Below are 20,683 nucleotides of genomic sequence, written 5' to 3' on the forward strand. Positions count from 1 at the left end.
TTAAAGAGATGGTTTCATGAACAAAATAACAGAAGATAATTAGATCAGATCAAGACCACGTGAGATATCACGAATAATATCGTTAATATCTTCTAAGCCCACAGATACACGGATTAAACCCTCTTGGATGCCTGCTGCGGCTTTTGCTTCAGCAGAAAGTTTGCCATGTGTAGTCGTTGCAGGATGTGTAATTGTTGACTTCACATCACCTAGGTTACCAGTAATTGAAATAAACTTAGTATTATCAATAACCTTCCAAGCACCTTCACGTTCGCCTTTAACAACGAAAGAAACAATTCCACCAAAACCAGTTTGCTGTTTAGCAGCAAGTTCATGGCCTTCATGAGCTGGTAAACCAGCGTAGTAAACTTTTGCTACTTTTTCATGAGTAGATAACCATTCTGCAAGAATTTGAGCACTCTCACAGTGTGCCTTCATACGCAAACGTAAAGTTTCTAAACCTTTTAAGAAAACCCATGCATTAAATGGACTCATTGATGGTCCAAGCGTACGGACAACACCAAACACTTCTTCTAACAACTGATGATTACCAACAACAGCCCCACCTAATGCACGTCCTTGCCCGTCTAAATATTTAGTTGCCGAGTAAATGACAAGGTCTGCGCCAAACTTTAATGGTTGCTGTAAAACAGGAGTACAAAAACTGTTATCAACCGCCAGTAATGCGCCATGCGCATGGGCAATATCTGCAAGCGCTTGAATATCTGCGATCTCGGCTAGAGGATTAGACGGCGACTCAACAAATAAAAGTTTAGTTTCTGGACGTACTGCATTTTTCCATGCATCCAAATCACATAAATCAACAAATGTAATGTCTACACCAAACTTGGCAATATATTTTTCAAACAAGGCAACAACTGAACCAAAAACTGCTCTTGAGCAAATAACATGATCACCCGCTTTGAGATATGCCATAGTAACTGACAAAATCGCGCCCATTCCAGAACTTGTCGCAACAGCGCGTTCAGCACCATCTAAAGCTGCTAAGCGTTTTTCGAACATCGATACAGTCGGATTGGTAAAACGTGAATAGATATTCCCTTGAACCTGACCAGAAAATTTTGCTGCAGCTTCTTCTGCATTTTCATATACAAAAGATGATGTCAAAAAAATCGGTTCGCCATGTTCACCTTCAAAACTACGAGTATGTCCGGTACGAATGGCTAAGGTATCAAGTTGGTATTCTAAATCATCAGACTGGTTCATTAAATGTTCGCCTTTACTGGTCATGTACTAAAAACTATCTTCATTTTGAGTGTCTAAGGTATTTAAGGTCAAGGTAAACCTTAAAATTATCGCTTAGACTTTATTCAACTTTAGTAAATAGTTGGTAAAGCAAGATGAAACGCTTAAAGTCCCTTGTCTCTGAACAAAGTCAAATCAAGCACCTTTCTGCCCGACTATTTCATCCAAAAACATTGGTTCTGTCACAAAGTACGCCCTATGAAGTCATAGGCGAATTCAATCAAACCCGTATTCGCTATTACGCAGCAACACAAAAAAAATTTAAACAGCCTTTGGTATTCGTTGCCCCACTCGCAATCAATATGGCGATTTATGATTTATACCCTTATCGTTCTCTTATTAAATATTTCCAAAATGCTGGTTTCGATGTCTATTTGGTCGATTGGGGCAGTTTAAAGTTTAAAGATAGACACCTTAACTTTTTATCATTTATTGAAGATTTCATTCCTAAAGCGATTGAAATCATCCGAACACATTCAAAAAGTGAGCAAATCTCGCTCCATGGCTGGAGTATGGCAGGCATATTCGTTACTTTATATGCCGCTCTGAACCAACCCAACCATATTAAAAATTTAATTGTTCTGGGTAGTCCAATAGATAGTTATGCATCTGGCCATATTGGCAAGCTCTATCGAACCATAAATCATTTGATTGGTCGTAATAAGAAAATTCAGGAACGTATTTATTCTGGGTTGCCAAAACGTCTGATCCACAGTCCCGGAATTTTAAATTCATTAGGTTTCAAAATTCTTGATCCTAAAGGTTGGTTTGATGGACATCTGCAATTGCTAAAAAACCTTGATGACCTGCAATTTGTACAAGAGCATGCAACCTTAAGTAGTTTTTTAAATAACATGATTGATTATCCAGGTGGGATTAATCAGGACATGTTGTTTAATGTCTGGCTACAAAATCCGTTAAAACGTGGCTTTATTCAGTTAAAAGATAAGAAAATCGAATTAAAAAATATAGATTGTTCCCTCTTAGTTGGCGCGGGTCGTAGTGATCAGTTGGTCACTGCTGACGCTGCTTCGCCATTAAGTCAATTGACAAACAGTCAGGATGTCACGTTTACTCTCATCCCCGGCGGTCATTTAGGCCTAATGTCGAGTCAAGCAAGTGCTCTGGAGTTTTGGCCGAAACTGGCGGCATGGCTCGCCGAACGTTCAACACAACTTTAAGGATAAGGTCATGAGTCAATCTGTTGCATTTATTGGTTTGGGTGCAATGGGCTACCGTATGGCAGCGCATTTACCAAAACACTTCGATACTGTCTATGTATGGAATCGAAATTTTGAAAAAGCCAAACAACATGCAGCAGACTATGGCACTAAGGCTGTCTCATTAGAGCAAGCGGTACAAGCAGATATTATCTTTTCATGCTTACCGACAAGCACTGATGTAGAAGCGCTTATTAGTAGTGTAGAAATTAAATCTGGATAGACTGTACCAGTGGTGTTCCTGATTCTGCCCGCGCATTAGCCAGCTCATTAAAGCAATTAAATGTTGATTTTCTAGATGCGCCAGTAAGCGGTCAAACCGTGGGTGCTGAGAACGCAACTTTGACTGTAATGGTGGGTGGTGATGCAGCAGCCTTCGAACGCGCATTGCCAGCTTTACAAGCGGTAGGAAAATTAATTAAACATGTGGGTGAGTCTGGTGCTGGATTTGCCGTAAAAGCCGTTAATAATATGTTACTCGCAGTTAACCTTTGGTCTGTTGCAGAAGGTTTCAGTGCTTTAAAAGCGCATGGAGTAAGCTTGAACGAAGCTTTAGAGTGTATTAACGCTTCAAGTGGTAAAAGTCTGGTAACAGAGACTATATTCCCACAGCGTGTATTGAGTCGCGAATTTCCAGTAACCTTTGGCTTGGCTCTTCTTGCCAAAGATACAGGAATTGCTTTGGATTTAGTCAAGCAAGCAAAGCTTCCTGCCCCGCTTTTGTCATTAACACAAAGTTTAATCCAAGCTGCTCATTTAACGGCTGAAGACAACAGCGATTTCTCTGCGGCAGTGAAAATGTATGAAGCATGGACAAAGATCACCTTAGAATAAATTTGACCTTTTAAATGACTACTTATTAAAGATGCTTATTTTAATAAGATGAAAAATGAGGGCGTGAAAACTCGATTATTTAAAGTAAGTATATTTCTAAAGAACTTTTCTATAGCCTGAAAAATTGAATATGGGAAATTTTAGAAAGCTTTTATGCTATGTCGGTACTCGAATAATGTTTTTGTAATCAGGTGATTTGAAGTAATTAACAATCATCTGCGCACTTTTTTCAGACACAACCTTAGCCTGTTCCATTGTTTTTAAATAAGAATTGGCAAGCATACAGCTCGGTAGCAAAGTATTTGCAAGTGGAGGAAAATTTTCTCTTCCTCCTAATGTTATTTTTTCAATGAAACTTGCCAACCACATAATGTATTCGCCTTTATTCTTAAATGCTGGCATTAAGCTAATATCAAGCTTAACTGTACATTCTTCACTAGGCTTATTTAAGCACTCTTCAAAATCAATAAAGTTATATTTTAGTCTGTATGAAGTTCCTTTTATCTCTTGTCTAATAATACTTATTAAGCTATTTAAATGCTCAATAATATCTTTCGAGAAAAACTTATCTTCTTCAGATTTTATATAAACGCTTTCAGCAACGAGTAAAAACTGTGACATTCTCTATTTCCCTTTAATCTTGTCTCCGATGAATAATCAGATTCTTTAAGGAAGTATGATGCATATAACATTGCTATATGTAAGTTGATTAGATTAAAAAGTAACCACAATGGTAAACATGAAAGCTACCCACCAAATAAATCACACAAATTAAATATAAAGATAAATACATCACAATACATAAGTTTAAATTAATATATTTCGAAATAACTTTAATAAAAAAAAGCCCATCTCAATTTTAGAAATGGGCTACAAAAACAAAAAACTATCAAACGCAGCAATTAAGGACAATATAATATAAGCTAAAACATGTAAAATCAATACATCTTTCAGTTGAATTGTAAACTAAGATTAATTTTGACTTATTTATATTTTACAAATCAAAAGAAAAAAGCCCATTTCCGTCTAAATTAAAATGGGCCCAGTGAATTCCACTTAATCCTAGAGTACAAAATGTGATAATTATCACGCTTTATATTTTCATAATGTCATTGATATATTTCTTTTTCATTGACCTAATTTCAAACTTAAGCCGTCTATTTAGCAAATCAAATAGACTATAAAATCTTATCTTTTTCTGCAATTTTTTATGTGTGCTCAACCCAACTAGAAACATATTTGTCCACCATCAGTGAGAGTTAAAGTCGATTAAACGAGAATCAAATTCTGGAAATATATATAAAATTTAGCTTAAGTTTATGTTTTTATTTGATTTTTATAAATTATTGATATCTAAAGTTTTTCTTTACTTTGTGAACAAATTATCAACCAAAATGACACTTGAGTAATTAATAGTCATTGAAATATTGGTAATAAACCTTATATTGAGTACAGGTTCATACCTTTAACTGAGGAAACGCTCATGAATAAATTTATGGTTGCAGTCTTTACTGGCATGGTGAGCATTGCTGGTTTAAGCGTTCAAGCTGCAACGCCTGAGCAAGAATGTCAGAAATTGCAAGACGATTATAATTTGATTTATGCATCAAAAGGCTTTTGTTTTAAAGATCCTGATGCTAAAGAAAAATATGGTAATGAAAACTGTCATACGACAAAACCAAAGTTTTCTGACAAAGAGCAACAACGTCTTGATGCTATTAAAGAGCGTCAGAAAGAATTGAAATGTAAATAATTTTAAAGGAATAATACATGGCATACGATGATCAAAATATCTTCGCAAAAATTTTACGCAATGAACTTCCAGCGATAAAAATCTATGAAGATGATCAAGTTCTAGCTTTTATGGATATTATGCCTCAAGCCGATGGTCATACATTAGTTATTCCAAAAACACCTGCTGTAACGCTGCTTGATTTACCTCCAGAAGCAGCTGCATATACCATACAAGTTGTTCAGAAAATTGCAAAAGCAATGGAAAAAGCCTTCAATTTAGAAGGTATTGTCTTAATGCAACTTTCTGGAGCAGCAGCAGGACAAACTGTTCCCCATGTTCATTTTCACCTTATTCCTACCAATGTGCATCAACTTGGACGCCATGCTGTAGAGTTAGGAGATCAAGAAAAAATTAAGGGATTAGCTGAAAAAATTAAAGCAGCTCTTTGATTTTTAATGTATTAAGGCGGAGTTTTTACTCCGCTTTTTTTCGTCCAAAAACTATAAAAAATTAAAATAATTAATTTATTTCTAAATTTTAATCGTCATAAAACTGTCATTTATTTTTCACGCCCCTGTCACAAAGTTTGCCGATACTGCTTAGCAAGTTGGTGAGCTTTTGTAACTTTTTGTACATAAGTCAACTACAAAATAAATAGTTAACTAGGCATACGCCATTTTTAAATACCTTTTGGAGAAATCTCAATGAAGAAATTGCTACTCGCTGCCGCAGTTGCAACTTTGAGCATAAACGCGGTGCAAGCAGCGCCAACTTTGTATGGCAAACTAAATGTTTCTATTAACCAAGTTGATAATAAAAATTTCGATGGTAAAAGTGATGTTACCGAAGTTAACTCAAACTCTTCTCGCATTGGGGTAAAAGGCGAAGAGAAATTAACTGACAAGTTATCTGCTGTTTATTTAGCTGAATGGGCAATTTCTACTGATGGTTCAGGTTCTGATAGTGACCTTAGCGCTCGTAACCGTTTCATCGGTTTAAAAACTGAAGGTGTTGGTACTTTAAAAGTAGGTAAATATGACTCTTACTTTAAAACCGCTGCTGGTGGTAACCAAGACATCTTTAATGACGATACACGTTTAGATATTACCAATATCATGTACGGTGAAAACCGCTTAGATAACGTAGTAGGTTTTGAATTAGACCCTAAATTATTAGCTGGTTTAACGTTCAACATCATGGCTCAAACTGGCGAAAGTACTTCTGACAGTAAAGATGGTGAAACTGGTAAAGACAGCAAAAATGATAGCTTTGACTCAGTATCAACTTCTCTTGGTTATGAAAACAAAGACCTTGGCTTAGCAGTGGCTGCCGCTGGTGACTTCGGTATTAAAGGTAAATATGCTGCTTACGGTCTGAAAGATGTTTATACAGATGCTTACCGTGTAACTGGTTCTTATGACATCGCAAAATCTGGCTTTGTTGTAGGTGCTTTATGGCAACATGCTGAACCTACTGATGATTTGACTGCATATGGTCAATCATATAAATCAGATGGTTCAATCGATAAAGCTGGTAAGGCTTACCGTGGTTTAGAGGAACAAGCATATGCAGTAACAGCTGCTTATAAAATTCCTAACACTAAACTTAAAGTGAAAGCAGAATATGCTTCAGCTGAAACCCAAGTAAGTGGTCAATCAGATCGTAAAATTGATTTGTACGGCTTAGGTCTTGATTACCAAATCAACAAACAAGCTCGCTTCTACGGTATCGTTGCTCAACAAAAACGCGACTGGTTGAATGATGACGACAAGCAAACTGTTGTAGGTACTGGTATCGAATATAACTTCTAATTAGTTATCTTTGATTCATATCTAAAATAAAAGGGCTAACGCCCTTTTATTTTATTGTTCAGATTAAAAAAGCCGATATTTTATACCGGCTTTTTTAGTTTGTAGCTTACTTTAAGAAACCACTTACAAGATTCATTACGTTTTGAATATCTTGGTTTGCTTCTTGATGATCGGTACTTTCACCCTGAGGTGTTAATGAGTCAATGACTTGAGGTAAGACTGAAGCAATTGCACCGTAAACTTGCTCTTTTGGAGCTTGAGCTTGCGCAGCAACTTGCTCAATGTCAGCTGGATTAAATAAACTCTGTAATTGTTGAGTAGGAACTTCGCTATTACTTTGATTTGGATCAACCCAGCTTTGAACTTGGTTACCTAAACCCGCACCTTTTAACTTTTCTAAAGCAGCTTGCAAACCACCTTGTTGTTGAACCCAACCTAAAATTAAAGGTACAACTGCAATTAATAAACTTTGTACGCCACCACCTGCTTGAGGTGCGTTATTATTATTTCCAGTCACTTGACCCAATACAGAACCTAGTACTCCTCCAAGACCGCCTTGTGTGCCAGAAGAAGTATTGCCCCCCATTTGCCCGAGTACTGAACCTAAAATTCCACCTAAACCACCTTGACCTGATGCTTGCTGGTTCCCACCTAAAGCCTGCTGAGCCAAAACTTCTACAATGTTGCTTAAATTTGTCATGTGTAACTCTTATGTATGGTTTATACACGAGCATACGCGGATTCTTGTTAAGGCAGCAAAAGCCAAATTGTTAAATTTTGAAAAAGATTTGGTGCCATTTTACCAGCGGAATTTATTCCAGTTCTCTGGGTTTGCCCAGAACTTTGAATTAAACCAATCTGGAACATGTTTATAGGTCAAGATGTTAAATTGCCATAAAGCAAAATCACTATCATGTGAAGTTTTATCAATGAGTTGTGTAAAACCTAAAGAACGCAATAACTGTTCATCACTTCGTTTACTCACCACAACAATTCGTTTTGCTAATAAGTCCCGTAGTTTTACTAATAATTGTGATTTTTGTACTTCAGTTATGTTCTGCATTTCATCTGTATCAAACAATACAAAACCCAAATCATAACGCTGAGTAAAAGGCAGACTTAAAAGCTCAGTTACGGTAAAATAGTGCCATTGAATTGCGTTATTCTGGTCAATTTTCTGGCCAATACAAAGTGCAGTATGAATGGGCTGTTCGTTTGATAAATCGTCTAGCATAGAAGTGATGACATTTTGTTCAGCCATAACTGCAACCCTTAATTGAAAGATGTGAGTTTAAACTTTATGGAACTACAAGGCATTTGCCATAAAATGCATGCAGGCCTAAAAGATGCTAGTGTAACTGATCAACAGACAACCAAGGCAAATGTTGAATACAAATTTGTATTAGACCGTTCAGAAATTGATCTTCCTTTTAATTTAGGACAAGAACTAGAAATCGAATGGACAGGTAATATTTATTGCACCTCTTGTGGCACTAAAACACCGAAGTCTTATTCTCAAGGCCACTGTTTTAAATGCTTTAAAACTAAAGCAGAATGTGACCTCTGCATTATGAAACCAGAAACGTGCCACTACCACTTAGGTACGTGCCGTGAAGATGATTTTGCCCACAATGTTTGTTTCCAACCTCATATTGTATATTTGGCAAATTCGAGTGCTTTGAAAGTAGGTATTACTCGTCTCAATCACATGCCAGGTCGCTGGTTAGATCAAGGAGCAACTCAAGCCTTACCTATTTTAAAAGTTGGATCACGCCGTTTATCTGGTCAACTTGAAACTATGTTTGGTTCTTTGGTTGCTGACAAAACTGATTGGCGTAAACTTCTTAAGGGTGAAGCTGAACCTCTGAAACTGACAGAACAACGTGATCAGTTAATCGAAGAGTTTGCACCCAAAATTCAAACAATTCGTGAGGAATTTAGCCAAAATCTTGAATTTAACGAAACTGTTGAATTCTTAGAAGATGAGTTACCACGTGAATTTGTTTACCCAGTTGAACAATATCCTGAAAAAATTAAGTCTCTAAATCTGGATAAAACACCAAAAATTCGTGGTGTATTACAAGGCATTAAAGGCCAATATTTAATTTTTGATATGGGTGTTATTAACATCCGTAAATATACGGGTTACGAACTCATTATACGTGCCTAAGTAAGTTTTAAAGCCCCTAAAATGGGGCTTTTTAATTAAGATAATCTGTTTCTAAATAGCCAAGCTGCCAAAGGCAAAGTCACTATTCCCAGAATGATCATTGGAATAAAGTTAAATTTGACTTGTGCAAAGCTTGCACCCTCTAAATAAACCCGTTGTACCAAGTTAATTCCAAACCTTAAAGGATTTGCATACGTTGCTATTTGTAATGCTTCCGGCATGTTTTCTATGGGAGTAAGTAAACCTGAGAGTAACATCAAAGGCATAATCAATAAAAACGTAAAAAGCATGGCTTGTTGCATATTTAAAGATAGTGCTGAAATAGATAAGCCCACCCCAACTACAGCCACATTAAAACTCAATAAACCAAAATAAAGCAGCCCAATAGAGCCATTCATGGGAATTTTAAACCAGAACAAAATAATCAATAAAATAATGGTTGACTGCATCAGCCCTACAAAAATTGGCGGTAAGGCCTTACCAATCATGATTTGTAATGGCGTATACGGTGTCACTAATAACTGATCAAATGTGCCCTGCTCACGTTCACGCGCCACTGATAAAGCGGATAAAAGTAGTGTCTGCATCATACTTAATGCTGCAATTAATGAAGGCATTAGGCTCCAACGAGATTCCTGATTTGGGTTGTACCATGTTCTTGTTTCAAGGCTAATGGGCAAAGCTGAGTTAAATTTTTGCTGATTAAACTGACCAACAATTTTATTTAGATATGAACCCGCCACAACAGCAGTTGATGAGTTCCTGCCATCAACAATCACTTGTATAGATGAACTTTGGTTATTATTTAATTTGTCTTCAAAGTCGGACGGTATCGTAATTACAACCACTGCCTGACGGCTATCAATAACCTGTTTGATTTGACCAGTATATTCAAGTGTTGCAACACGCTTAAAAATACCAGAGCCATCTAGTTTTGAGATGAGTTCATGTGAGACCTGTCCATTGCTCTGGTCTAAAATTGCATAATCCACATGGTTAACGTCATAAGTAGCAGCATAACCAAACAAAAGTGCCTGCATGAGGGCTGGTACAAATAGAATGACTCTATTTGCAGGGTCACTAAAAATGGTTAAGAACTCTTTTTTGACTAAAAAACTTAAGTGTTTTAGCCAAACGATTAGCTGCTGCCACATAACTTTATCTCAACCGTTTTTTCAGTGAAAAGTTCACAGCACATATCAAAACAACGATATATCCCAACAGAAAACCGCACTCTTTAAACCATAACTTCCAATCATCACCTCCCATAAATAAGGTTTTAATTAAAATCATAAAATGTGTAGCTGGTAGCAACTGGCTAATAATTTGTACAACCAAAGGTAAGTTACGGGTATCAAAAACAAACCCAGAAAGCATAAGTGCAGGCATAAAACTTGCCAATAAAGCAATTTGACTTGCTTGAAACTGACTTTGAGCAAAGCCTGATATAGTTAGACCAAGTAATAATGAAACGATTAAATACAGAAAGGAAGCCGACAAAATTGAGAATAATGAACCGCGCATGGGCACTTCAAAAATAAAATATGCAGCAACAATACAAATCACAATATCAATCATGCCGACCACCACGTAGGGAATGAGTTTTGCTAATACAATTTCAAATGGCCGTACAGGCGTAACAAATAAAGCCTCTAGAGTTCCCCGTTCCCTTTCACGGGCAATAAGTAAACCAGTTAAAAATGCGCCAATTAAAGTTAAAATGAGCACCATTAAACCAGGGACTAAAAACCAAGTACTGTTACCAGATTCGTTAAACCATATTCTTTGTTCAATATTAACGGCGCTTGACGTTGCTAATATTGGACTACGATCAAACTGTATAGACAGTGCGGTAGCTAAAGCACCTGCAACATATCCCTCTAGAGCTGTTGCTATGGTGGTGGATGTCCCATTTAATAATAGTTGAACCTTGGCATTACCTTGCTGCGCCTGACTGGCAAAATCTGAAGGAAAATGCAAAATGGCATCAATTTCGCCATCTCGAATGGCCTGCTCTGCTTCAGGCAAATTATGAAACTCTTGACTTGTTATATATCGTGAGCCATTTAAACCAGCTAAAGCCTGATTGATCTGTGGTGAAGACTGATCAACGACAACGCCGACTCGGGCCTGATTTAAATCAAATGAAAGTCCATAACCAAACAGTAGAATTAAAATAACAGGCAAAACCAGACCAATCCCGAGACTGCTTTTATCACGAATGAGCTGCTTAGTTTCTTTACGGACTAATGCTGTCAGTCGATTCCAAAATCCAAAGCTCATCGCAGTTCTCCTAAACAGCGTGCCTTAACGCGCGTGCTTGTTCCACAATTGCGATAAAAGCCTCATTCATATCACCAATATGTTTATCTTTACTCGCCAATTCGCGTACTTGTTGGGGTGAGCCTAAGGCCAATAACTTTCCAGCATCTTGTATGGCAATGCGGTCACAATATTCTGCTTCCTCCATAAAATGCGTCGTAATAATGATGGTAATGCCCTGATTTGCCAGTTCACCAATGCTGTACCAAAATGATCGCCGTGCAAGCGGGTCAATTCCGCTCGTGGGTTCGTCTAAAAATAAAATTTCTGGTTCATGTAATAGTGCAGCAGCCATAGATAGCCGTTGTTTATACCCACCCGGTAAATCACCACTTTTACTATGAGGTTTTAAATCGTATTGCTGTAAGGCTTTATCAATTTGTTGATTTAGTTTTTTGCCAGATAACCCATAAGCTCCCCCAAAAAACTTCAAGTTTTCTAAGACAGTTAAATTGCTATACAGTGCAAATTTTTGCGAGACGTAGCCTACTTTTGCTCTTGCCTCAGCACGAGCTGTCCGTAAATTTTTACCTGCAACTTCCAAATACCCGCTACTTGCTGGTAGCAATCCACACAACATTCGAAATGTTGTCGTTTTACCCGCGCCATTTGGTCCAAGTAATCCAAATATTTCGCCACGTAGTACAGTAAATGAAGTATTGGCAACGGCAGTAAAATCTCCAAAAGTTCGGACTAAATCTTTAACTACAATGATGGGTTGCTCTGATTTCAAATTATTGTTTTGTTCTAATTGAAAAGCTTGATCAGAAATAGGTATATGTTTTGATTGCTTTTGAGCCTGCTGCAACAGCATCATAAATGCATCTTCAAGTTCAGGTGGTCGCGTATTTGCTTTTAGCCCTTCAGGTAAAGTATCGGCTAATAGCTCTTTTTGACGACTAATAAAGTTCACTTGTTCACCCTTTGGAACAGCATCAATAATGTCGACAGAATTACCAAGTAACTGGGCTTGTAATGTCCGAGCCTTAATCTGCTCTGAAGGTTTAATATTCCATGTTTGTCCACGTGCTATTTCTTTTAATTGTTTAGGTGAACCTTGTTTTAAAATTTTCCCCTCATGCATGATATACACGTGAGCACATTTTTCTGCCTCATCCATATAAGCAGTACTTATAATTACGCTTAAGTTTTCTTCCTGAATAAGCTGTTCAATAATGATCCATAAATCCCGTCTTGATAAAGGATCTACCCCAACACTAGGCTCGTCAAGTAAGAGCAATTCTGGGGAACGGACTAACGTACATGCCAGCCCTAGTTTTTGTTTCATCCCACCAGAAAGTTGGCCTGCTAGACGTTGAGTGAATTGAGTAAGATCCGTTATTTCCAATAACCGCTTAAACCTTTGCCCCCGTACATCCTTTGAAACGCCGTGTAAGTCAGCATATAAGTCTAAATTCTCTTGTACGCTTAAATCTTCATACAGTCCAAAACGTTGTGGCATATAGCTAATACGGTCTTGTACAGCTTGTGGGTTTTTACTCACGTCAATTCCAAGTACATTTAATGAACCCGAAGTCGCTTTATATAGTCCTGCAATTAACCTTAATAAAGTTGTTTTTCCAGAGCCATCTGGACCAACTAAAGCGGTAAGTTCTCCTTTGTTGATTTCAATATTTAAATCATCAATTGCCGTAATTTCTGCTGACTTTTTACTCTCAGCCTTAAAAGTCACGAACAAATTTTTAACTTGAACAACTGCTTTTTCATCAGTCATGAGCTTTTTCACCTGAAGCAAGTGGAACTTTTACCGTAACAGGTTGACCCATTTTCAATTGATCATTAGGATCATTTACATAGACCCTAACCTCATAAACAAGTGTTGTTCTAATCTCTTCGGTCTGTACTGTTTTCGGCGTGAACTCAGCCACTGAAGATACATAGCCAATTTTTCCATGAATAGGCTGCTTAGGGTATGCATCACGAATAACTTGAGCCGTCCCGCCCATCTTAATAGAACTTAAATCTTGTTCGTTTACATACACACGAATCCATTTAGGATCAGTCAAAGCCAATGTATAAACGGCCTTTTGCGCAGTTGTCATATCGCCAACTTCTTGTAACCGCGCTCGTACCACTGCATTTACAGGAGACTTTAGTTCAGCTTGAGTAAGGTTATAGTTAATTAGATCTAAATTAGCCTTAGTTACTTCATACTGTGCTTTGGTCGCTTCACGATCTTCTTGTCTAGCCCCCTTAATGATCAATTCTAAATTAGCTTGTCTTTCACGGACCGCTGCCTCAGCACTATCTTTATTACTTTTGGCATAGTCTAGCTCTTGTTGGCTAATTGCCCGACCATCAGTACTACTTACCAAAATTTGTAAGCGTTGCAAGTTTTTGTTGGTTTTATCAAGCTCGGCTTGGGCAGAAGCGAGTTGTGCTTTTGCTTGACTAATTTCTTCTGGGCGAGCTCCCACATCTTGTTTAACAATTGCCTCTTGTTGAGCTTTAAGTTGTGCTTGAGCTTGCTTTGCCTGAATCTGTAATGCATTGGTATTCAGAGTCGCTAGTACTTGCCCAGCTTTAACTTTGTCGCCCTCTTGAACTAAAAGTTTCTCTATACGGCCAGACTGTTCGAATGCAAGTGAAACTTGGCGAATATCAATATTTCCATATAAAGTCAAAAAACTATCTAATTGTTTTTTATTATGATATTTCCATGCCCAAAAGCCGATGATAACCACAGCTATAACAACCAAGACGACGGCAATCAGTTTTTTATTCATCTTATTAGCCTTCTTATTAAATTCAAATTTTCTTAGTTTAAATTCAATTTAAATTTAAATTACTCCAATCTTTGAATAAAAGATATACTTTTATGGTGAGTGAAAATTAGGGTTAAACATGTCCAGATCTAGACGAAGTGATGGTGACTTGACCAAGTCTAAAATTATTGAGGCAGCAGGACCTTTAATCGCTCAATATGGTTTTGCAAATACAGCGAACAAAACGATTGCCAACGCTGCAAATGTCGATTTAGCTGCAATTAATTATCACTTTGATGGTCGAGACGGGCTATATCAAGCTGTTTTATTGGAAGCTCACGCTCACTATCTAGATGAAAAATACTTACTAGAACTTGTTGAAAGTACTCACTCACCAGAAGAAAAGCTAAGCTTATTACTTGAGACCTTGCTGCATAAATTAACTGAAAAAGATGTCTGGCATGGCAAGGTGTTTATTCGTGAACTCTTTTCACCTTCTGAGCATTTATTAAGTTTTATTGAACTTGCAGGCATGAGAAAGTTTTTTCTTATTCGTAACCTCATTAGTCAAGTTGCTGGTTTAGATGAAAATGATCCAGCGGTGTTGCCTTGTATTTTAAGCGTGATGACACCTTGCATGATGCTCATTATTGCCGGACCCAATGCTCAAGCACCTGAGCCACTTAAAAAAATTGCCCAGATGCCATTACACGATTTAGTTGAACATTTTAAGAAATTTTCATTAGCTGGCTTAAAAGCAATTAGCCAATCAAATCTTAAAAGTTAACTCTCGAGACATTGCAGAATTGCCTGTACTGGATCTTCTGTATTTCCAGAAATAAGTTGTTTATGCATGGTTAAATGTTGCATCACTTGAATTTGAGCTGTCTCAACATTCATTAGTTTTTCTATTTCAGTGGCTAAATGTTCTGGTGTTGCATCAGCCTGAATAAGCTCTTCAATGACTTTCTTACCCGCAATAATATTAGGTAAAGAATAATAAGGAATTTTCACCAAAAGCTTAGCAATTATATAGGTCAACCAATGCAACTTATAGAAAGTGACCATCGGTCTATGCATGAGCATGGCTTCTAATGTTGCAGTCCCAGAAGCTAAAGCAATGATATCACTTGCATTCATGACCATACGGCCAACTTTAGACTCACTATCTGTATTTTCTAAAATATGAATTACAGCTTTTAAATGAGGTGCTAATTGTTCAACACCCTGCTCAATCTGTTGCTTACGAGCATCGTTAATTGCGGGAATTAAAAATTGAATGTCTGGATATTTCTTATGCAGAATATTGGCAGTTCCAAGCAACATAGGCAAAAGTCGTTCTACCTCACCTTTTCGGCTACCTGGTAACAAAGCAATATGTTTTTGATTTTCATTAAGACCTAATTGCTGTTTGGCAATTTGAATTGGGTTCTCAAGTGGCAATTGTTTAGCTAATGGATGACCTACAAACGCTGCTGGAACTTCATATCGTTCATAAAAAACTTTTTCAAAAGGAAATAAGCAAAGTACTAAATCTATACTCTGTTTAATGCCATGAACACGTCCTTGACGCCACGCCCAAACTGAAGGACTGACATATTGAACTGTTTTTATTGGAAGATTCTTTTCTTTAATACTTTTAGAAAGTCTGAGGTTAAAATCCGGTGCATCAATACCAATAAAAATATCAACTGGATTTTGAGTCCATTGGTTAATTAAACCATCACGTACAGCGAATAGTTTTTTTAAGTCTTTTAATACCTCAACAATCCCCATCACAGACAGAGTTTCCATTGGGTAATAACTGTTAAAACCTTCAGCAATCATTTGAGGACCACCGATTCCCTCAAATTCGGCATCGATTCCTTGTTCTCGAAAACTACGCATAAGTTTCACACCAAGCGTATCTCCAGAAACTTCCCCAACTACAATGCCTATTTTAAGTTTTCGGTTTGCCAAGGCGATTTACCCAAGAATTTGAAATAATGCATTCTAGCATAGAGGTTTATCAATCTTGAACTTGATCGATATGTACTTACCAAAAGCAGTCACAGCACAAACTATCTAAAATTACATTCATTTACCATTTTTTAATCTAAATTAACAATGCAATTTGAATTGTAGCTAACATTTACAAACAATAGAATAAATGAGAATTATTTACATTATCCTTAATCTTATGAATATCCCACCTCGACCATTTAAGCTTACCGTGATCGCCTTCGCGATTTGTTATGCGAACCTCTCTTATGCTCAAGACTCAGAGGTACAAGCTTTACAGACGATTCAAGTTAAAGCCACAAGTGCTGAGCAATCCTCTGAACAGACCAAAGCATATAATGTTAAGAACTCGAGTAGCGCAACTAAGCTTAATATTGAAGCTAAAGAAACTCCTCAAACCATTAATGTCGTTACTCGTCAACAAATTGAAGATTTCGGACTTACTAGTACCCGAGATATTTTAAGTAATACACCAGGTGTAACTGTAACTGGATTAGAAACAAACCGAACAACTTATACTGCTCGTGGTTTTGATATTTCAAACATTTTGGTTGATGGAATCGGTATCCCTCAAGTTGACAGCTATAACTATAATAATAGTGATGCAGATAGTTATTTCTATGATCGTGTTGAAATTGTCAAAGGTGCTGATGCCTTAACAAATGCTCTTGGGGATCCTGGCGCTACAATTAACTATATCCGTAAACGTCCCACTAAAGAATTTCAAGCAAATGCTGGGGTGAGTTATGGTTCATGGGATACACAACGTTATGAAGCGGATATCTCAGGCTCTCTTACACAAGATGGAAGAGTCCGAGGGCGTCTCGTAGGCTATGAGAAAGTAGGTAATTCTTATCTGGACCGCTATTCAGAAGAAAAAAATGGATTTCAAGGAATTTTAGAAGCTGACGTTACAGACAACACAAATGTTTCAGCAGGATATTCGAAAACTCGTCAATACGCTAATGGTTCTCAATGGGGTGCTCTACCCTTGGTTAACTCCAAAGGTGAACCATTAAGTTATTCTCGTAACTATAATTATGCACCATCATGGACATACTACGATTGGGAAATAGATAATTATTTTGCCAATATAGAACAAAAATTATGGGGAGACTGGAAGTTAAGATTAGGATATAACCTAAAAAAATCAGATGTTAAAGATAAAATGCTTTATCTCAATGGATTTCCTTCTGCTACTGACAATACATCTGGTATTTCACTATTACCAGAAATTTATAATCAGAAATTTAAAGAAACTACTGCTAATGCAGATATTCAAGGTACTTTTAATTTATTAGGGCAGCAACACGAAGCAAATATTGGTTATAACTGGTCAAAATATAGTGCTCAAAGTGTTTATTCGTATGGCAGTAGTTTAGGTGTTATTACCACAGACTTACCAAGCTGGACTCCTGAAGAACCGACTTGGGGAGACTTTACCTATGCAGACCCAGAAGAAAGAACCATGAAGTCCGTTTACAGTGCGACTCGTCTTCATTTAGGTAAGGATCTGAAATTTATCTTAGGTGCCAACTACACTGAAATCGACACTTTAGAATATAAAAAGAATAAAGTTTCTCCATATGCAGGTATTACATATAACTTTACTCCTGAATACACAGGTTATATGAGTTACACCTCTATTTTTAGACCACAAACTGTTATCGATCTTTCTACTAAACAAACAGCTGTACCAGTAGAGGGTGAAAGCTATGAATTAGGTGTAAAAAGCGCTTGGTTAGATGGAGCTTTAACAGGGAATATCGCCATCTTTAGAACAGATGAAGATAATTTTGCACTAAACCCATTATGGGATCCGCTTTATAACAAATATTCCTCTCCAATCGGAACGATTAGATCGCAAGGTGTTGAGGTCGGATTAACTGGAAAATTAACGGATAACTTAGATTTAGTTTTTGGTTTTTCAACATTTAGTCTAAAAAATATGGAAACGGGTGAAAGAGGCAGACCTAATATCCCAACTCAAACGCTTAACCTTTTGGCATCTTATACTGTTCCACAGATTCCAAAGTTAAAAGTTGGTGCAAGCATTAAGTGGCAAGATGATATACATGACACCTCTTACTCAACTGTAAAACAGGATGCGTATGCATTGCTTAACGTTATGGCCAGTTATGATTTAAACGAACATGTACTGTTCCAAGTAAATGGAAACAATCTGACAAATGAAAAATATTTGACAGGTTTATCTGGTGGCCAAGGTTACTATGGCGCTCCAGCCAACTATACAGTTGCTGTAAAGTTTAAATATTAATATCGTAGCCAATCCCAATTTAGGGATTGGCTTTATTTATTATTCTTTGTGTATGTGTCAGTAAAGATGTCCAAAACTGTAAATCTCCCAGTGTCATATCGTATAAAAGTTTTCTATCGATTCTTGCTAGTTTTCGGTATGGGCTTTGCCTGTATGGCGTATTTAAGTCTTGGACTCATTGGAATTTTCCTTTTGACCCTCGATAAAGCTGAAGCTATTTATCTCGCAGCATTTATAGCCATTTTATTTTACGTCATCTTTGTGATCGTTGGTTTCTGCGTTCAATCACTTTTGAAACTCACTGGGCTATCAATTGTTTTGTGCACCCTTTTCTTTTTTGCAACGCGTATGGTGGGTTATGCATAAGGGTATACGTCAATCTATGGCATGGCTACACTCATGGACTGGCTTAATATTTGGATGGCTCGTGTTTGCCATTTTCTTAATGGGAAGTTTGTCCTATTACCGCCACGAAATTAATTTATGGATGCAGCCTGCACTTGCACAATATGAAGTAAAGCAAGATATTGCCATTAAAACAGCATATCAATATTTACAAGAAAACGCCCCAGATGCCAAATCTTGGTATTTAACTGTGGCTACACCAGAAAGTCCCGTCAATACTATGTATTGGGAAAAAGCTGACGGTGGTTATGGCAATGCCACACTTGATGCTAACACTGGAAAAGAACTTCAACTTTCGGCAACTCTAGGCGGTGAATTTTTTTACCGCTTCCATTACCAACTTTTTGGCATTCCAATAATAGTTGGGCGATTAGTCGTATGTCTTGCCGCATTTATTATGCTGATTGCTTTGGTTTCGGGCATTATTACCCATAAAAAAATATTTACCGACTTTTTTACTTTACGCACATTTAAGTCTCAGCGTTCATGGCTAGACTTCCATAATATTTCTTCGGTCATTGCCCTGCCTTTCTTTTTAACCATTACATTTACAGGCTTAGCCATTTTCTTTTATTTATATCTGCCTTGGGGAATGCAAAAGATTTACCCTGAAAACCCTTATCAATATTTTACCGAAATCCGCACAAAGACTGTGCCTGAGAACCAATCGATTCAGCCAGCTCAGAACTTAGCTATTGATAAGTTATTAAGCCAAGTTCAACAAAGTTGGGGTAAACAACCTTTATCAACGGTTAGTGTAAAAAACCCGAATACCAATCAGGCTCAAATTACATTTATTCAGCAAGAAGACCGCTCTATTACTCGTAATCAAGCTCAAATTACATTAAATGCATCAACTGGCAAAGTCTTAGAAGACACACGTAATAATAGTCCTATTGCAACGTTAAATGCGGGTGTCTATGGGCTGCATATGGCGACATTTGCTCAACCTTTACTCCGTTTAGGATTCTTTTTCTCAGGCATTCTAGGCTGTGTAATGATTGCCTCCGGTTTGTTACTTTGGAGTCTTAAACGCCAAATTCAAAATAAGAATAGTAAGTTTCACTTTGGACACTATTTAGTTGACCGTTTAAATGTTGCAGCCTTTGTAGGATTACCTTGTGCAACTGTCGCCTATTTAAGCGTGAATCGATTATTTACAGTCACTTCAACCACAATCAATTATGAAATTTATAGCTTTTTCTTAGTCTGGCTCATCAGCTTAATCATTGCACTAATCACTAAAAAACAATATTTATGGCGAACTCAACTTAGTATTTTTATTATGCTTTGTATCGCACTCCCTATCTTAAATCTAAGTTATTTACTTAGACATGAGTATGTTCAAAGTCTCAGAGAGTATTGGACGTTTGCACGTGTAGATGTATTTTTGTGGATCTTTGCAGCTTTAGCAATTTTTATATTCTTCAAAATTCAACCTATTCAGCATAAAGCTGTAGAAAAGATTCAAAAAAAGCTGAATAAATTAAAGGTTGAGGTGAGCTCATGATTTTTATAGCCTTCATCTTAATTTTATTAGGTATGTATTTATTATTTATGGCGAGCGAGAAATATCGATCACCGAAATCAACAGGCTATTTCAAATCATTAGCTCAAAAGTACTACCGATACTTTAAAATAGCTGCATTCATATTATTTGGTTTATGTGCATTTATTTTGATTAAACACTATAAATTTTCAATTGGTTTTGTCAGTTTGTGGATCTTTGCAACGCCGTTAACTTTTGGTCTCATCCTTCTACTTAACCCATTAAAACCATCTAAATAATCTTAGCCCTAATAATTTGATGAAAAATAGCTCAAGCTAAGCAATATTTTGATTGCTTAGCTTTTTTTTGCATAAGCAAATCATTATTCATGACAACTGTTTATCTCTAAAAGGAATAAGATATGGG

The 20,683-nt window shown here is 37.0% G+C and carries 19 protein-coding genes and 1 pseudogene; 11 read left to right on the forward strand and 9 right to left on the reverse strand.

Annotated features, from left to right (window positions below; all coding sequences use genetic code 11):
* Nucleotides 1-39 precede the first annotated feature (39 nt).
* Nucleotides 40-1,227: an O-succinylhomoserine sulfhydrylase gene (locus FY048_RS05805; protein WP_446090490.1), complete on the reverse strand. Its 1,188-nt coding sequence runs from the start codon at nucleotides 1,225-1,227 to the stop codon at nucleotides 40-42.
* 134 nt (nucleotides 1,228-1,361) lie between these two features.
* Here FY048_RS05805 and FY048_RS05810 point away from each other — a divergent pair, with 134 nt between their 5' ends.
* Together FY048_RS05810 and FY048_RS05815 are read left to right on the forward strand one after the other, a co-directional pair.
* The gene (locus FY048_RS05810; RefSeq protein ID WP_446090491.1) at nucleotides 1,362-2,447 is read left to right on the forward strand and encodes an alpha/beta fold hydrolase; all 1,086 of its coding nucleotides are present in this window, start codon (nucleotides 1,362-1,364) and stop codon (nucleotides 2,445-2,447) included.
* 10 nt (nucleotides 2,448-2,457) lie between these two features.
* Nucleotides 2,458-3,320, forward strand: a pseudogene (locus FY048_RS05815) (NAD(P)-dependent oxidoreductase).
* Nucleotides 3,321-3,476: 156 nt separating this feature from the next.
* Here FY048_RS05815 and FY048_RS05820 read toward each other — a convergent pair.
* Nucleotides 3,477-3,941, reverse strand: a complete 465-nt coding sequence (locus FY048_RS05820; RefSeq protein WP_446090492.1) for a hypothetical protein — start codon at nucleotides 3,939-3,941, stop codon at nucleotides 3,477-3,479.
* 862 nt (nucleotides 3,942-4,803) lie between these two features.
* On the opposite strand from FY048_RS05820, the gene FY048_RS05825 reads away from it, so the two are divergent.
* From FY048_RS05825 to FY048_RS05835, 3 genes are all read left to right on the forward strand, one after another.
* Nucleotides 4,804-5,073 (forward strand): YARHG domain-containing protein, encoded by a 270-nt coding sequence (locus FY048_RS05825; protein WP_004792570.1) that lies wholly within the window; start codon nucleotides 4,804-4,806, stop codon nucleotides 5,071-5,073.
* Between the two features lie 17 nt (nucleotides 5,074-5,090).
* Complete coding sequence (locus tag FY048_RS05830) at nucleotides 5,091-5,504, forward strand: HIT family protein (protein ID WP_016138228.1); 414 nt, start codon at nucleotides 5,091-5,093, stop codon at nucleotides 5,502-5,504.
* 255 nt (nucleotides 5,505-5,759) lie between these two features.
* A complete protein-coding gene (locus FY048_RS05835) occupies nucleotides 5,760-6,866 on the forward strand; it encodes a porin (RefSeq protein ID WP_016138229.1) in 1,107 nt (368 codons plus the stop codon).
* Nucleotides 6,867-6,972: 106 nt separating this feature from the next.
* Here the strand turns inward: FY048_RS05835 and FY048_RS05840 are convergent, their stop codons facing one another.
* Both FY048_RS05840 and FY048_RS05845 read right to left on the reverse strand, forming a co-directional pair.
* Complete coding sequence (locus tag FY048_RS05840; protein WP_049836562.1) at nucleotides 6,973-7,566, reverse strand: YidB family protein; 594 nt, start codon at nucleotides 7,564-7,566, stop codon at nucleotides 6,973-6,975.
* Between the two features lie 99 nt (nucleotides 7,567-7,665).
* Entirely contained in the window at nucleotides 7,666-8,127 is a 462-nt protein-coding gene (locus FY048_RS05845; protein WP_016138231.1) for a DUF6231 family protein, read from the reverse strand.
* Nucleotides 8,128-8,166: 39 nt separating this feature from the next.
* On the opposite strand from FY048_RS05845, the gene FY048_RS05850 reads away from it, so the two are divergent.
* Nucleotides 8,167-9,036 carry a DUF2797 domain-containing protein gene (locus FY048_RS05850; protein ID WP_446090493.1) on the forward strand — a complete coding sequence of 290 codons (870 nt, stop codon included), beginning with the start codon at nucleotides 8,167-8,169 and terminating at the stop codon, nucleotides 9,034-9,036.
* Nucleotides 9,037-9,071: 35 nt separating this feature from the next.
* Here the strand turns inward: FY048_RS05850 and FY048_RS05855 are convergent, their stop codons facing one another.
* From FY048_RS05855 to FY048_RS05870, 4 genes are read right to left on the reverse strand one after another with little or no spacing between them, the layout of a single operon-like run.
* Nucleotides 9,072-10,190: an ABC transporter permease gene (locus FY048_RS05855; RefSeq protein WP_446090494.1), complete on the reverse strand. Its 1,119-nt coding sequence runs from the start codon at nucleotides 10,188-10,190 to the stop codon at nucleotides 9,072-9,074.
* A gap of 4 nt (nucleotides 10,191-10,194) precedes the next feature.
* Nucleotides 10,195-11,319 carry an ABC transporter permease gene (locus FY048_RS05860; RefSeq protein ID WP_446090495.1) on the reverse strand — a complete coding sequence of 375 codons (1,125 nt, stop codon included), beginning with the start codon at nucleotides 11,317-11,319 and terminating at the stop codon, nucleotides 10,195-10,197.
* 10 nt (nucleotides 11,320-11,329) lie between these two features.
* Nucleotides 11,330-13,093: an ATP-binding cassette domain-containing protein gene (locus tag FY048_RS05865; RefSeq protein ID WP_446090496.1), complete on the reverse strand. Its 1,764-nt coding sequence runs from the start codon at nucleotides 13,091-13,093 to the stop codon at nucleotides 11,330-11,332.
* Complete coding sequence (locus tag FY048_RS05870) at nucleotides 13,086-14,105, reverse strand: HlyD family efflux transporter periplasmic adaptor subunit (protein WP_446090497.1); 1,020 nt, start codon at nucleotides 14,103-14,105, stop codon at nucleotides 13,086-13,088. The genes FY048_RS05865 and FY048_RS05870 overlap by 8 nt, the downstream gene beginning before the upstream one ends.
* Nucleotides 14,106-14,223: 118 nt before the next feature.
* On the opposite strand from FY048_RS05870, the gene FY048_RS05875 reads away from it, so the two are divergent.
* Nucleotides 14,224-14,871, forward strand: coding sequence for a CerR family C-terminal domain-containing protein (locus FY048_RS05875; protein ID WP_446090498.1), 648 nt, complete (start codon nucleotides 14,224-14,226; stop codon nucleotides 14,869-14,871).
* Here the strand turns inward: FY048_RS05875 and lpxB are convergent.
* Nucleotides 14,868-16,043 (reverse strand): lipid-A-disaccharide synthase, encoded by a 1,176-nt coding sequence (lpxB, locus tag FY048_RS05880; RefSeq protein ID WP_446090499.1) that lies wholly within the window; start codon nucleotides 16,041-16,043, stop codon nucleotides 14,868-14,870. The genes FY048_RS05875 and lpxB overlap by 4 nt on opposite strands.
* 220 nt (nucleotides 16,044-16,263) lie before the next feature.
* Between lpxB and FY048_RS05885 the strand changes: the two genes are divergently transcribed.
* From FY048_RS05885 to FY048_RS05900, 4 genes are all read left to right on the forward strand, one after another.
* The gene (locus FY048_RS05885; RefSeq protein WP_446090500.1) at nucleotides 16,264-18,363 is read left to right on the forward strand and encodes a TonB-dependent siderophore receptor; all 2,100 of its coding nucleotides are present in this window, start codon (nucleotides 16,264-16,266) and stop codon (nucleotides 18,361-18,363) included.
* A 66-nt stretch (nucleotides 18,364-18,429) separates the two neighbouring features.
* Nucleotides 18,430-18,729, forward strand: a complete 300-nt coding sequence (locus FY048_RS05890) for a hypothetical protein (RefSeq protein ID WP_446090501.1) — start codon at nucleotides 18,430-18,432, stop codon at nucleotides 18,727-18,729.
* Entirely contained in the window at nucleotides 18,722-20,278 is a 1,557-nt protein-coding gene (locus tag FY048_RS05895) for a PepSY-associated TM helix domain-containing protein (protein ID WP_446090502.1), read from the forward strand. Before FY048_RS05890 ends, FY048_RS05895 begins: the two co-directional genes overlap by 8 nt.
* Entirely contained in the window at nucleotides 20,275-20,556 is a 282-nt protein-coding gene (locus FY048_RS05900) for a DUF1634 domain-containing protein (RefSeq protein ID WP_446090503.1), read from the forward strand. The genes FY048_RS05895 and FY048_RS05900 overlap by 4 nt, the downstream gene beginning before the upstream one ends.
* The last annotated feature ends 127 nt before the right edge of the window (nucleotides 20,557-20,683 follow it).

Source organism: Acinetobacter sp. 1124_18A (assembly GCF_052824995.1).

Coding starts and splice junctions, on each gene's coding strand:
- FY048_RS05875 (WP_446090498.1), top strand. CDS start 14,224: ATGTCCAGATCTAGACGAAGTGATGGTGACTTGACCAAGTCTAAAATT.
- FY048_RS05830 (WP_016138228.1), top strand. CDS start 5,091: ATGGCATACGATGATCAAAATATCTTCGCAAAAATTTTACGCAATGAA.
- FY048_RS05855 (WP_446090494.1), bottom strand. CDS start 10,190: ATGTGGCAGCAGCTAATCGTTTGGCTAAAACACTTAAGTTTTTTAGTC.
- FY048_RS05850 (WP_446090493.1), top strand. CDS start 8,167: ATGGAACTACAAGGCATTTGCCATAAAATGCATGCAGGCCTAAAAGAT.
- FY048_RS05885 (WP_446090500.1), top strand. CDS start 16,264: ATGAATATCCCACCTCGACCATTTAAGCTTACCGTGATCGCCTTCGCG.
- FY048_RS05870 (WP_446090497.1), bottom strand. CDS start 14,105: ATGAATAAAAAACTGATTGCCGTCGTCTTGGTTGTTATAGCTGTGGTT.
- FY048_RS05820 (WP_446090492.1), bottom strand. CDS start 3,941: ATGTCACAGTTTTTACTCGTTGCTGAAAGCGTTTATATAAAATCTGAA.
- FY048_RS05900 (WP_446090503.1), top strand. CDS start 20,275: ATGATTTTTATAGCCTTCATCTTAATTTTATTAGGTATGTATTTATTA.
- FY048_RS05835 (WP_016138229.1), top strand. CDS start 5,760: ATGAAGAAATTGCTACTCGCTGCCGCAGTTGCAACTTTGAGCATAAAC.
- FY048_RS05810 (WP_446090491.1), top strand. CDS start 1,362: ATGAAACGCTTAAAGTCCCTTGTCTCTGAACAAAGTCAAATCAAGCAC.
- FY048_RS05865 (WP_446090496.1), bottom strand. CDS start 13,093: ATGACTGATGAAAAAGCAGTTGTTCAAGTTAAAAATTTGTTCGTGACT.
- FY048_RS05845 (WP_016138231.1), bottom strand. CDS start 8,127: ATGGCTGAACAAAATGTCATCACTTCTATGCTAGACGATTTATCAAAC.
- FY048_RS05860 (WP_446090495.1), bottom strand. CDS start 11,319: ATGAGCTTTGGATTTTGGAATCGACTGACAGCATTAGTCCGTAAAGAA.
- FY048_RS05840 (WP_049836562.1), bottom strand. CDS start 7,566: ATGACAAATTTAAGCAACATTGTAGAAGTTTTGGCTCAGCAGGCTTTA.
- FY048_RS05825 (WP_004792570.1), top strand. CDS start 4,804: ATGAATAAATTTATGGTTGCAGTCTTTACTGGCATGGTGAGCATTGCT.
- FY048_RS05890 (WP_446090501.1), top strand. CDS start 18,430: ATGTCCAAAACTGTAAATCTCCCAGTGTCATATCGTATAAAAGTTTTC.
- FY048_RS05805 (WP_446090490.1), bottom strand. CDS start 1,227: ATGAACCAGTCTGATGATTTAGAATACCAACTTGATACCTTAGCCATT.
- FY048_RS05895 (WP_446090502.1), top strand. CDS start 18,722: ATGCATAAGGGTATACGTCAATCTATGGCATGGCTACACTCATGGACT.